The 13,616-nt window shown below is 63.1% G+C and carries 8 protein-coding genes and 1 pseudogene; 2 read left to right on the top strand and 7 right to left on the bottom strand.

The features are described 5' to 3' along the window. The 6 genes and pseudogenes from PG883_RS00895 to PG883_RS00920 form a co-directional block, all read right to left on the bottom strand. Positions 1–473: pseudogene (locus tag PG883_RS00895) on the bottom strand (IS481-like element ISAs19 family transposase); the annotation flags it as partial. Between the two features lie 169 nt (positions 474–642). After that, positions 643–768 (bottom strand): hypothetical protein, encoded by a 126-nt coding sequence (locus PG883_RS00900; RefSeq protein WP_257710249.1) that lies wholly within the window; start codon positions 766–768, stop codon positions 643–645. 366 nt (positions 769–1,134) lie between these two features. Then, positions 1,135–2,724: a glutamine-hydrolyzing GMP synthase gene (guaA, locus tag PG883_RS00905; protein ID WP_010674550.1), complete on the bottom strand. Its 1,590-nt coding sequence runs from the start codon at positions 2,722–2,724 to the stop codon at positions 1,135–1,137. Positions 2,725–2,807: 83 nt separating this feature from the next. Then, positions 2,808–4,271: an IMP dehydrogenase gene (guaB, locus tag PG883_RS00910; protein ID WP_010674549.1), complete on the bottom strand. Its 1,464-nt coding sequence runs from the start codon at positions 4,269–4,271 to the stop codon at positions 2,808–2,810. A 264-nt stretch (positions 4,272–4,535) separates the two neighbouring features. Beyond that, the gene (locus PG883_RS00915; protein ID WP_010674548.1) at positions 4,536–5,171 is read right to left on the bottom strand and encodes a YitT family protein; all 636 of its coding nucleotides are present in this window, start codon (positions 5,169–5,171) and stop codon (positions 4,536–4,538) included. Positions 5,172–5,996: 825 nt separating this feature from the next. Next, positions 5,997–9,203, bottom strand: a complete 3,207-nt coding sequence (locus PG883_RS00920) for an alpha-amylase family glycosyl hydrolase (protein ID WP_270806857.1) — start codon at positions 9,201–9,203, stop codon at positions 5,997–5,999. Positions 9,204–9,579: 376 nt separating this feature from the next. On the opposite strand from PG883_RS00920, the gene PG883_RS00925 reads away from it, so the two are divergent. Beyond that, positions 9,580–10,488: a DMT family transporter gene (locus PG883_RS00925; protein WP_270806858.1), complete on the top strand. Its 909-nt coding sequence runs from the start codon at positions 9,580–9,582 to the stop codon at positions 10,486–10,488. 106 nt (positions 10,489–10,594) lie between these two features. Beyond that, positions 10,595–11,959, top strand: coding sequence for an exodeoxyribonuclease VII large subunit (gene xseA / locus PG883_RS00930; RefSeq protein WP_143238326.1), 1,365 nt, complete (start codon positions 10,595–10,597; stop codon positions 11,957–11,959). A 56-nt stretch (positions 11,960–12,015) separates the two neighbouring features. Here the strand turns inward: xseA and hutW are convergent, their stop codons facing one another. Next, a complete protein-coding gene (gene hutW / locus PG883_RS00935) occupies positions 12,016–13,371 on the bottom strand; it encodes a heme anaerobic degradation radical SAM methyltransferase ChuW/HutW (RefSeq protein ID WP_270806883.1) in 1,356 nt (451 codons plus the stop codon). Positions 13,372–13,616: the final 245 nt, after the last annotated feature.

Raw genomic sequence — 13,616 nt, forward strand, 5'->3', positions numbered from 1 at the left:
TCAATTTGGCGTTCGCGAAACTCGGGGCTGAAGCGCTCGAGCAGGCGGATCTGCTCGTCATTGAGCTCAATCGTCTGTTCCCTGTGGGTTTTCTCGAGGCGCAACAAGCGGTCATGCTTGGAGAGCAAGTCGTGACGTTGCCACACGCCACGCACACCGCCCGCACTGACGTTGATGCCTTGCAGAGCCAGTTCTTGCGCGACCCGCAGCGGGCCATGGGTTGGTCTGGTGAGAGAGTAATCGAGGATAGCCTGTTCAATCTCGGGAGCGACCCGGTTGGGATGCGCCCCTTTACAGCCGGGTAGTTTGTCGAGCAAGCCCTCGGCGCCATAGGTCTGATAGTTACGGCGAATTTCGTAGAACTGCTGACGGCTGTAGCCGATGAGCTTGCAGGCTTTGCTGACGTTATTGAGCTCTTTGGCGAGCTCTAGCAGACTGAGTTTACGACGTGCTACTTTCTCGTTGGTGGTCATACGGTGACTCAGGATAACACGGTAGGGGTACCGTTTTGTTATCCGGTTTGAAGCCGTATGACCACTCCCTTTTGTGGGCAACTGTCAGGTGAATACCATCTCCATACATTCAGAGGTGAAAAGACGCCATAAGGCGTCTTTCTTATTGCTGGTTGTTAGAGCAAACCGGTTAGGCGATCTCCCCCTCCCCGCAACCCACCCAGATCGGGGTGATGGAGGTGATATGAGCCGACCCATCCAGGGATTGGAAGATCTGCACCATGGCTTCCCCGTGGAGCGGGTTGGGCAGCGGCACCGTGGTTTTGCATTTGAAACGGTAACTGGTGCGCCTGCTATCACTTGGAGGGATTTTGAAGAAGTGTTTGATGCTGGACACAGTGGCACTTACCTTTCTGGGCATAACACTCGTGGATGGCCTTCAGAGGCTATGCAGCAAAGCCTTTCCCCTGCCCGGAGAAACCACAGCCTGCCGCCTTGTGTGGATGCGATAGATGAGGCTCTGCCTATCGACTCGGGCACTTACCATGACAACGTTGGCAACAGGGCCTCTATCCCCTTCGCCAGGAGCAAAATTTTCTCGCAAACGATTGGAAAAAGAAAAGGCGCCTCAAGGGCGCCTTTTTGACAGTTTTGCGTGATCTCAGGGAGAGGCGTTAACCGCTTATTCCCATTCGATAGTGGCAGGCGGCTTGCCGGAGACGTCGTACACCACGCGGGAGATGCCGTTGATCTCGTTGATGATGCGGTTCGACACGTGGCCGAGGAAGTCGTACGGCAGGTGAGCCCAGTGGGCGGTCATGAAGTCGATGGTCTCGACGGCGCGAAGCGCAATGACCCAGTCGTACTTGCGGCCATCGCCCATGACGCCGACGGAGCGCACCGGCAGGAAGACGGCGAACGCCTGGCTGACCTGGTTGTAGAGGTCGGCCTTGCGCAGCTCTTCGATGAAGATGGCGTCAGCCTTGCGCAGCAGGTCGCAGTACTCTTTCTTCACTTCGCCAAGCACGCGCACGCCCAGGCCCGGACCCGGGAAGGGGTGACGGTAGAGCATGTCGTAGGGCAGGCCGAGTTCGAGGCCGACACGGCGCACTTCGTCCTTGAACAGCTCGCGCAGCGGCTCCACCAGCCCCATCTTCATCTCTTCCGGCAGGCCGCCGACGTTGTGGTGGGACTTGATGACGTGAGCCTTGCCGGTCTTGCTGGCAGCGGATTCGATGACGTCCGGGTAGATGGTGCCCTGGGCCAGCCACTTGGCGTTCTTGAGCTTCTTGGACTCGTCGTCGAACACTTCGACGAAGACGCGGCCGATGGTCTTGCGCTTGGCTTCCGGCTCGTCGATACCCGCGAGAGCGGAGAGGAAGCGCTCTTCGGCGTCGACCTTGATGATGTTCAGGCCGAAGTGATCGCCGAACATGTCCATCACCTGCTGGCCTTCGTTCAGGCGCAGCAGGCCGTTGTCGACGAAGACGCAGGTCAGGCGATCGCCGATGGCGCGGTGCACCAGCATGGCGACCACGGAGGAGTCCACGCCGCCGGAGAGGCCCAGGATCACCTCGTCGTCACCCACCTGCTCGCGGATGCGGGCAACGGCGTCGTCGATGATGGTGGCCGGGGTCCAGAGGCACTCGCAGCCGCAGATGTCCTTGACGAAGTGCTCCAGCATACGGGCACCCTGACGGGTGTGGGTCACTTCCGGGTGGAACTGCACGCCGTAGAAGCGCTTGGCCTCGTCGGCCATGGCGGCATGGGGGCAGGTCGCGGTCTGGGCGATGGTGGTGAAGCCGGCCGGGATCTCGGTGACCTTGTCGCCGTGACTCATCCAGACATCCAGCAGGGCATTGCCGTTGTCGGCAATGGCGTCTTCGATGTTGCGCAAGAGGGCGCTGGTCTTGCCGGACTGGCCCAGCACTTCGACCTGGGCATAGCCGAATTCACGCAGGTTGGAGGACTGCACCTTGCCGCCGAGCTGCTCGGACATGGTCTGCATGCCGTAGCAGATGCCGAACACCGGCACACCGGCGTTGAACACGTACTCGGGGGCGCGCGGGCTGCCCGCCTCGGTCACGGATTCCGGGCCGCCGGAGAGGATGATGCCACTCGGGTTGAACTCGCGGATCTGCTCTTCGGTTACGTCCCAGGCCCACAGCTCGCAGTAGACGCCGATTTCACGGACGCGACGGGCGATGAGCTGGGTGTACTGGGAACCGAAATCCAGGATAAGGATACGGTGGGCGTGAATGTCTTTAGTCATTTTATTCCTGCATCAGGCTGATGTTGTCACAAAAAGCACGGGATAAAAAAAGGTGGAAAAACGGGGCGCAGAGCCCCGTTTCATCAGCCCATCCGATAGTTGGGGGCTTCTTTGGTAATGGTCACGTCGTGAACGTGGGACTCTTTCATCCCGGCGCCCGAGATGCGCACGAACTCGGCCTTGGTGCGCATGTCGTCGATGGTCGCGCTGCCGGTCAGACCCATGGAGGAGCGCAGGCCACCCATCTGCTGGTGGATGATCTCTTTGAGGCGGCCCTTGTACGGCACGCGCCCTTCGATCCCTTCCGGCACCAGCTTGTCGGCGGCGTTGTCGGTCTGGAAGTAACGGTCGCTGGAGCCCTTGGACATGGCACCCAGAGAGCCCATGCCGCGGTAGGACTTGAAGGAGCGGCCCTGATAGAGCTCGATCTCGCCCGGCGCCTCTTCGGTACCGGCAAACATGGAGCCCACCATGACGCAGCTTGCGCCCGCGGCGATGGCCTTGGCCACATCGCCGGAGAAGCGGATGCCGCCATCGGCAATCACCGGCACGCCGGTGCCTTCCAGGGCGTCAACGGCGTCGGAGATGGCGGTGATCTGGGGCACGCCCACGCCGGTCACGATACGGGTAGTACAGATGGAGCCCGGGCCGATACCGACCTTGACGGCGTTGACCCCCGCTTCCACCAGCGCCTTGGCGCCCGCGGCAGTGGCGACGTTGCCGCCGATGATCTGCAGGTCAGGATAGGCTTCACGGGTCGCCTTGATGCGATCCAGCACGCCCTGGGAGTGGCCGTGGGAGGAGTCAATCAGCAGCACGTCCACACCGGCTTCCACCAGGGCGGCGACGCGCTCTTCGTTGCCTGCACCGGCACCGACGGCGGCACCGACCCGCAGACGGCCACGCTCGTCTTTGCAGGCGTTGGGCTTGCGCTCGGCTTTCTGGAAGTCCTTCACGGTGATCATGCCCTTGAGCTTGAAGTCGCCGTTGACCACCAGCACCTTCTCGATGCGATGCTTTTGCATCAGGGCCACCACCTCTTCACGAGGGGCCCCTTCACGCACGGTCACCAGACGATCTTTCTGGGTCATGATCTGTTCGACGGTCTGGGAGAGATCGATGACGAAGCGCACGTCACGGCCGGTGATGATGCCCACCAGCTGGTTGCCGTCAGTCACCACGGGGTAACCGGCGAAACCGTTCTTGTGGCTCAGCTCCTTGATCTGGGCGATGGTCATGTCAGGGCGCACGGTAACGGGGTCGCTGACCACGCCGCTCTCGTACTTCTTGACCTTGCGCACTTCGGCAGCCTGCTGCTCGATGGACATGTTCTTGTGAATGAAGCCGATACCGCCTTCCTGGGCCAGTGCGATAGCCAGACGGGCTTCGGTCACTGTGTCCATGGCAGCGGAGATCATCGGGATATTCAGCGTGATCGCAGACGTGAGCTTGGTACGCAGGTCGGCGGTATTGGGGAGAACAGTGGAGTGGGCTGGAACCAACAGTACATCGTCGAAGGTCAGCGCTTCTTTGGCAATCCTGAGCATGGCAATATCTCACCGTTGAGGAGTGGGGGTGTAAAATATTGCCGACAAATTTTACTCATGCATTGGGCAGTGGTAAAGAAGTTTTTTGAATTTTTTATGGCGTAGCCCGATTTAACGCCACCAACAGGGCAAAAAACCAATAAATTCAGCCGTAACCATGCCGTTTTTCCCGACAAGATGATCTTTTTTGCCGTTGAGCCCCTTTCTGCCGCCAGTCTCCCGGAACGACCTTTTTCCACTCACAGCCGTCAGCCAGACCGGCGGTCAGTTCCCCTGATAGCGGCCCGGCTTGTGCCAGTTCATCAGCATGGCGTTCATGGCCAGCGCACTCAGGGTTGACCAGAGCAGCAGGGGAAGCGGCAGGGTGAGCAGAGAGAGCGCAAACACCAGCACATCCAGCACCATCTGGCTCTTTCCCGCATTGATGCCGGTGCGCCGTTGCAGCCAGAGCGTCACCACGCCGGTGCCCCCCACGGAGGCATTGTGGCGCGCCAGAGACAAGACCCCCATGCCGAGGAAGGTTCCCCCCACCAGGGCGGCAAACAGGGGATGGACATAGCTCACCGTCAGCAGCAGCGGCACCGCCTGGGTGGCCGCCGAGAGGGCGACGTTGACGATCAGCGTCTTGAGGGTGAAGGCGCGCCCCATGGTAACGTAGCAGAACACCATGAAGGGCAGGTTCACCAGGAAGAAGAGCACGCCGATGGGCAGGGTGCTGACATGGGCGATCAGCAGGGCGATGCCCGCGATGCCGCCGGTGATCATGCCGGAACACTTGAGCAGATTGAGCCCCACGGCGATAAACATGACCCCGAGCACCATGCCGTAGACATCGTCCTTGAGGGTATGGGCCAGCCCCCTGCCCGCAGCCGCTGGCTGCATGGTCATTTCACCTTCCATATGACTCCTTAGATCCGATGTGATGGTGGCATCCGTTGCCCGACAACCAGGCCGCATTGGGGCTGATGGCGGCGACCCGATCACCTTGCCGTCCCCACCCCCCAATCTTGCGCTCCCCCGCCCCCTAATGTCGCCATCATGGGGATGACAAGGCACAGCAAAAAGAGCGCCAATCAAAACAAGAGTCCGCGATAACATAAATAATCGGATTTAAATTCCGATAAATGCGCAATATGCAGGTCGAATGCACCACTTCCGTGATCGGCCATCACAGTGGCGCAGCATGTTTACCCGAGTCACCGAAAAAGGCCTCGTGCTATCCCCTTCACAGCCCGGTTTTTCGGCAGATCATGTCGATACGATGCCGCTTTTCAGCATGGATGATGCTTGTCATGGGGGAAATCCGGGGGCCAAACGGTGTGTTTCTTCGGGGCGGGCTCCAGGGGCGGATGTGGATATTACGCACCAATAAAGTGCAGTTGCACCAATATAGATCAACCGAGTGGCACGGTTTGCCTTGCACCGCGGTGCAAAGGCGACATGGGCACCGCTTTGCTCACTGCCATGAGCACTGCAATATGCAGAGCATGGAGTGACTCGGGCGGCGGATGCACCACTCTCCTTCCCTCTAGCCCCCTTCCCATGAGCGTGCTGGTCGCGAGTCCACAGGTCTGCCCATTCACCAGCCCCTCCGCAGCCAGAGTCCCATCAGGATGGGGCATCCATTCAGGCAGAGGCAGAGGCAGAGGCAGAGGCAGAAGGCAGAAGGCAGAATAAAAAAGTCGGCCCGAGGGCCGACTCGCTGCACCTTGTGACAGGGCTTCCTTACTTGAGGTATTTGCCGTCCGCGCCCACCTTGCCCGGGCCGTTCAGTACCCAGACCCGCGCCGAATAGGCGGGCACCGCAAAGCTCAGGCTGCCGTTGCTGACGCTCTGGCTCGCACCGGTTACCGCGTCCGTGTAGGTGCCGTTCTTCAGGCCACTCAGGTTTATCTGCTGGGCCGAGTTGGCCGCAAGGCCCACGGCGGCGTAGCTCCCTTGGGCGCTCAGATCACGCACGAAGCTGATGCCGCTCCCCCACTCGTTCACCTGGCTCATGGGCGCTTTTTGCAGGGCGGGCACCGCCTTGCGGATCTGGTTCAGGCGCTTGATGTGCTGATAGAGCGGGTGGCTCGGGGTGGCGGGGTTGTCCAGCACATCTCCGTAGTAGGCACGACCGGTCTGATCCACCGTCATGGTGGCCCCGTCGATGTCCTGGGGCTTACCCGCCTGGAACATCACCTCCTCCCCGTAGTAGAGGGTCGGGATCCCCCGCGCCGTCCAGAGCAGGTTGTAGGTCATGGCCGCATTCCCCTCTTCCCCGCCGTAGCGGTACTTGAAGTCATTGTCCGGCCCCACATCGTGGTTCTGGAAGAAGGTGATGAGCTTGGTGGCATCCCCATAGACCCAGTCCATGGCGAAGATCCCCCCTACCCCGCCAAAGTTCCCCCGGGTGACGTTGTCACGGAAGGTGGAGAAGAGGGAGAAGTCCAGCACCGAGAGGCCGGAATCGCCCCCTGCACGGGGATCGGCCGGGTTCGGCGTGGTGCGGGTGTACCACCAGGGGCGGATCACCGCCGAGGCATTGTCGTTGGCCAGCTCAGAGCCCCAGCCGGTGCCCTTGACCAGGTTTTCGCCAAAGACGAATAGCCCCGGCTTGTGGGCCTGCCAGTCGTGGACATAGGTCAGCAGTTCGTCCCGCTCGATGTGCTTCAAAGTATCGATGCGGATGGCATCAACCCCCATGTCGAGGTACTGACGAATGGCGCCGTTGAGGTAGTCCTTGACGTTCTGGTTGCCGGTGGCGAGATCGATGCAGTCCCCCGCCATGTGCTTGCGCTGCAGGGCAAGCGGGCTCTCCCAGTCACCGCCGGACATGAAACCGTCCAGGTGATACCAGGCGGGATCCAGGGTCTGGGCGTCGATGCCGAAGAAGCGGTTGGGGTTGTAGCCTGCGCTCGGCACGGTGGCGCCGGTCTTGGGGTCCACCAGGGGCTGGGTGCCCGCCGGATCGGACTGGCAGCGGGCCTTGTACCAGTCGGGCGCCGCCGGGTTGTCGTCGTCACAGCGGTTGGCGCTGGCGTAGTCCCCGAGATTGCCCTGATAGGGGCCATTGTTGATGAGTCCCTGGCTCGACCCCGCCGGTACGTAGTATTTGACGGGCAGGCGATCGATCCAGGTCTTGCCGCGCAGACCATACTGGCTCGAGTGGTTGAGCACCACATCCTGGATCACCTTGAGCCCCTTGGCGTGGGCCGCCTGGATGAACTCCCGGTAACCCGCCCCCGGCGACTCCAGACGGGGATCGACCCGGTAGAAGTCGTAGGCATGGTAGCCGTGGTAGTCGAGGCCGGAGCGGTTCTCCACCGGCGGCGTCACCCAGATGGCGGTGAAGCCGAGATCCTTGATGTAGTCGAGCTTGGCGATCAACCCCTTGAAGTCGCCACGCCACTGGGGATCCCCCGCCTTGTAGCGATCCCGGTTGTAGTAGTTGTTGCTGGCATCGCCATCATAGAAGCGGGCAGTCAGCAGGAAGTAGATGCTCTCGGCGCGAAAATCGCCGCTCGCCACCCCCTGCTCGCCGATACGGTACTCGAAGCGCTGCTCGCGCTGATTGCCGCTGGCGTCGATGGCAAGGGTGCGGATCACCAGATCGGTGCCGCTCCCCTTGTCACTCGCCAGCAGGGGCTGGCCTGCATAGCGGGCCGATGCCGTGGTGGGCTGGCTGCCGTCCGTGGTGAAATGCACGGCGGGGGCGCTGTCCTGATCGTCGCTCACTCCCAGGGTGATGGACTGACTGTCCACATAACTCCCCGGGGACGGGGTGGCCGTCACCGTGGGGGCCTGCAGATCGGCCCCGGCCAGCGTCTCCACCTCGATGGCCTTGCGCAGGCTGTCAAAGCAGATGCGATAGCTGGTGTTGGCGCTGACCAGATAATCCTGGGCCGGATACGCCTCGGTCCAGTCCCCCTTGTGGTCAATCTTGAAGCGGGGGTTGTTGCTGCCAAAGGCCTGCTCGGTGCAGAAGGTGGTGCCATCCTCGCTGGTCATGGGGGTGAGCCCCCAGTTGTTGGCCGTGCCCCGGAAGTACCAGCTGTCGCTGCTCTGTCCTGCCCCGACCACCACACTCACGCTGCTGCTGCCCTTGGCGCCCTGATCGTCGGTAACCGTGAGGCCATAGGTGAAGGTGCCGGTCTGGGTGGTGTTGACGACGATGCTCTCCGTGGTCTCGCCGCTGCTCCACAGATAGCTCGCGATCTGGCCGTCGGGATCCGTGGAGTCGCTGCCGCTCAAGGTGAGCGACGCCCCCTGGGTCACGTTCACCGTCCCCCCCGGGGTGATGACCGCGAGCGGCGGCTGGTTGTCATCCCCGAGGGGGGTGATGCTGTAGGCCAGGGTCTGATCGTTGACCTGGATGCGCACCGTGCCCACGGCGCTCCAGAAGATGTCGCCGCCACTTTTCTCCAGCACGCCGTCGCCGTTGCTGTCGCCAAAGTTGACGGCCCAGTCGCCAGCCTGATCAAACTTGAGGCGCTGGCTCGCCTTGCCATCCAGGTAGGCTTCCACCTGCCACAGGTGATCCCCTACCAGGGTCATGGGGAGGCTGGCCCAGCCGTTGAAGGTGCCGCGCACGTTGAGCTGCGGCAAGGTGCTGGCAAACCCCGAAGCCTCGCAACTGGCCACCGCCGTCGCGCTCACCGCCTGGGTGCTCGCGTTGATGCGGATCTGGTACGCCGTGTTGGCATTGACCCCGTAGTCGGCCGCCGGGTAGCTCTGCTGCCAGTTGCCGTACCTGTCTATCTTGAAGCGCGGGCCGCCGCTGGCATCCCCGCTCACGAAGCGCTGACAGGTATCAAAATTGACGCCGTCCGTCGACGTCATGGCGGTCGCCGCCCATCCATTCGCGGTGCCCCGGAAGAACCACTCCGCCGCCGTGCTCGGCGCCGTGATCAGGGTTCCCAACAATCCGGCCGCGAGTATCCATCTAGCCATTGATAGTCCTTTATTTTCATTGTTTGTGTGTGATGCCGGTGTGTCCCGGCATTCCCCCATCCGCAACGTCCCGCCTTCAGATGAGCCCGACCAGTCTAGAGTCCCCCATGGCCAATTAATGGCCAACACGCGCAAAATGTGACCACTGTCGACCTCGTCATGGGCTGTATGTGATTGATAGCGCTTTCATTTCCTGGTGCAGAAGTGAGGGGCACCCCCATCGGGGAGAGCAAGATGGCCGCCCTCCGCGACCACCTCGGGCACAGGGTCAGCCCCTGCCTCCTGCACGGCGCCGTTGCCACCGGGGACACTTGCCCCCATGATGCAATCCCCCTTGCCATCTCGGGCAACAGGGCGGTTCATTCAGGGAGAAACGATGAGACCATCGGATTACGGGAGATTGCTCGCGCTGGCAGCCATCTGGGGTGCCAGCTTTTTGTTCATGCGCATCGCGGCGCCGGCGTTCGGCTCGGTCAACACCACCTTCCTGCGGGTCTTCTTCGCCCTCGTCGGGCTCGCCGCCATGCTCCTGCTGCTGCGCACCCCCATGCAGTTTCAGGGCAAGCTCAAATCCATCATGGTGCTTGGCATCATCAACTCCGGCGTCCCCTTCCTGATGTATGCCGTGGCGGCCCTCTGGCTACCCGCAGGGTATTCCGCCATCCTCAACGCCACCACGCCCCTGATGGGCGCCCTCATCGGCTTCTCCTTCTTTCACGAGACGCTGGCCTTGCGAAAGTGGGCCGGGGTCATGCTGGGGCTGGTGGGCATCGGGCTCATCACCACCACCGGGGAGGTCGACCTGAGCGGCCAACTGGCCATCGGGGTGCTGGCCTGCCTCATCGCCACCGCCTGCTATGGCTGCGCCGGCTTCCTGACGAGACGCTGGGTCACCGAGCGGGGAGGCCTGGACGCCAAACTGGTGGCCTTTGGCAGCCAGATAGGTGCCGTCCTCTTCCTGCTTCCCTTCTTCGGCTACACCCTGGCGACCGGCCCCGCCGTCGACTGGGCCCAGCCTGGGGTCTGGGCCAGCGTGCTGGCGGTCGGCTTCCTCTGTACCGCCTTCGCCTATCTGCTCTATTTCAGGCTGATCGCCGACATCAGCCCCCTGCGAAGCCTCACTGTCACCTTCCTCATTCCGCCCTTCGGCATCCTGTGGGGCTATCTGGTGCTGGGGGAAACCCTCACCGGCGGCTTCGTGTTCGGCGGCGCCGTGGTCTGCCTCGCGGTCTGGCTGGTGACCAGCCCCGCCAGAGCCGTCAAGTCGGCCAAGGCACAAGCCTAGGCTCCGCGTCATCTGCCGGGCCCATGGCTCGGCAGATGGGCGCAACTGGGGTAAGATGACCCCCATCGTTTCTCCCGCCCCGGCGGACACCACAGCAGGGCCAGCCTTGAATCACCTCGAACCCGCCAGTCAGAGCAGACAACAGCAGATCTTCACCGTCACCCGCCTCAACAGCGCCGTGCGCATGATCCTGGAGCAGGATCTGGGGCTGGTGTGGCTCACCGGCGAGCTCTCCAACCTGGCGATGCCAAGTTCCGGCCACTGGTACTTCTCCCTCAAGGACATGTCGGCCCAGGTGCGCTGCGCCATGTTCAAGGGCAACAACCGCCGGGTGCCGTTCCGTCCCCAGGATGGCATGCAGGTGCTGGTGCAGGCGCGAGTCTCCCTCTATGAACCCCGGGGCGACTACCAGCTCATCATCGAGTCCATGCAGCCCGCCGGGGATGGCATGCTGGCCCTGCGCTTCGAGGAGCTCAAGCGCCGCCTCGGGGCCGAAGGGCTCTTTGACGAAGGGCGCAAGCGCCCCTTGCCCCGGGAACCCCGCGCCGTCGGGCTGGTCACCTCCGCCACAGGCGCCGCCCTGCACGACATGCTGACGGTGCTTGAACGCCGCGCCCCGGACTTGCCCGTTTTCATCTACCCGACCCAGGTGCAGGGGAGCGCCGCCACCGCCCAGATCGTCTCGGCCATCATGCTTGCCAACCGCCGCGCCGAGGTGGATGTGCTCATCGTCGGACGCGGCGGCGGTTCCCTTGAAGATCTCTGGTGCTTCAACGAAGAGGCGGTGGCACGGGCCATCGCAGGCTCCGCCATCCCCGTGGTGAGCGCCGTAGGACACGAGGTGGACGTCACCATCAGCGACTTTGCCGCCGACCTTCGTGCCCCCACCCCCTCTGCCGCCGCCGAGCTGGTCGCGCCGGACAGGAGCACCCGCGCCCAGCGCCTCGTGCACCTGCGCCAGCGGCTCACCCAGGCCATGAGCCGTCACCAGGTCGCCGCCCGCCATGGCTTCGTCCTGCTGCAGAAGCGGCTCGATCATCAGGATCCCAAGCGACGGCTGGAGCAGCAGTCCCAGCGCCTCGACGAGCTCGACCGCCGCTTGCAGCAGCACCTGCGTGATCGCCTGCACCAGGGGGAGCGGCGCCTGGCGGGCCTCGCCATGCGCCTGCAGGCCAGAAGCCCCGAAAAGCGGCTGGCCATCGGCAAACGTCGTCACCAGCTTGCCGAGGAACGCCTCCATGCCCTCATCGCAAAACGCCAGGATCTCGCCCGCCACCGCCTCGCCATGCTGGGAGCCCGCCTCGACGGCATCAGCCCGCTGGCCACCCTGGGGCGCGGTTACGCCATCGTGCGCACCCCCTCCGGGGAGGTGATCCGCCGCGCATCCCAGGTCAATGCAGGCCAGACCCTGATCACCACCCTCGCAGAGGGAGCGCTGCGGGTACGGGTGGACGAGGTCGACAACCGCTGACAAAAAGCGGGGGCCTGCACCAGGCCCCTGCCTCCTTTCTGTGCTCCGATAGCCCGTTATACCAGGGCATGACCGGCCATCTTGCCCGGGTGGCCGGATGGTTTCTCGCCCCCCTTGATCCCCCCCGGTGGATTGCACCTCAGATACTCGAACAACCCGGCCTGCAAATTCACGTTCCAGAAACGCCCCGCCAGGGTGAGGGCGAGACGCTCGGCCGAGAGCCGTGCCAGCCCGTGTCGCTGCCAGGCCTCAAAGAGCGGCATCAGGTGGGAGACCAGCCCCTGTGGCAATTGCGACAACGCCAGCCATCCGGTATCGAGCCCCCCTCGCAGCAGCCCGTCGAGACGGGCATCGGGATTGGGCCTCATCACCATGCCGGGAGCACGCACGCCCCCCGCCTGCGCCTCATGCCAGGGCGCCAGATCCCGGCCATACATGAGGCCGTGGCCGTGAATGTTGCCCCCCGCCCCTGCGCCGAAGGGCAGGATCTCGGCGCCCCACTTGGCCATCTGGTTGTAGCGGCTCTGCTCGGCATCGATGCGCCGCCAGTGGCTGCAGGAGAGCCGCTCCCAGCCCCCCGCCTCCAGCGTCCGTGCCCCGTCGGCATACATGACTGCCCGCTGCTGGCCATCGGCGGCCCAGCCCAGGGTGCCTTTCTCGTCGGCGCGCGCCAGGTTGGTGCCCGCCATGGAGATGAGTTGATAGAGATCCACCCCGTGCACCCCGCTCGCCATCACATCCGCGATATCCTGGCGCCACACGGCCTCATCCTGCCCCGGCAGACCGAAGATGAGATCCGCCACGATCACCGCCTCGTTGTGGCGGGTCAGCGCCGCCAGCCGGGACAGCAAGGTCTCCCTGTCATCGAAGCGGGCCGCCTGCTGGCGCACGCGGGTATCAAAACTCTGCACGCCGAACGAGAAGCGGTTGAAGCCACCCGCCAGGGCCGTCTGCCACTTCTCGTCATCAAAGCCGTTGAGCCGCCCCTCCAGGGTCAGCTCCGCATCCACGGTCAGGGGAAAACGGCGGATGGCGCTGGCCAGGCGGGCGAGATCGCCCGCCGCCATGTCGGTTGGCGTGCCGCCCCCCACATAGACCGCCGAGAAAGGCCGGCTCTGGACAAGCGGCGTCTCGGCTGCCTGGTGCAGCGACCCGCAGAGTGCCTCCATGTAGCGACTCATGCGCGCCGGATTGGCGCCGTTTTCGAAGAAGTTGCAAAAACTGCAGCGCTTGCGGCAAAACGGGATATGGATATAGAGCGCTCGGGCCTTGGCCTCGCTCTCCTGCTGCCACCAGGCTTGCCAGTCGGCATCGTCCAGCATCAGGGGGGCGGCCCCTCCCCGGCTGGCATGGGCCGACGTCTTGGCGGTGAAGGCGAATTTGAGGGGATCCGGGGTACAAAGCCCCGTCATGGTCGAAGAAAGCAGGAGAGTCGTCACTGGGGTTACCCTGCGTAAATAACACAAATGATAACGAATATCAGTTGCAGGTATTTGTGCTGGATCAAGTCGGGAAGGATTGAGCCGTCACTCTGTCCCCATCAGGGCAGCGCGCGTCAGGCAAGAAAAGCGTGAAACAACAAGGGAAGAGAGCCACTCTCCCACTGGAGAGTTGTGGCACACACAGGATCAGGCGGTTGATTCAAGGCTCCCGATGG

This window comes from Aeromonas sp. QDB25, from assembly GCF_027707725.1.
In the GTDB taxonomy this organism is placed as follows: Bacteria; Pseudomonadota; Gammaproteobacteria; order Enterobacterales; family Aeromonadaceae; genus Aeromonas; species Aeromonas caviae.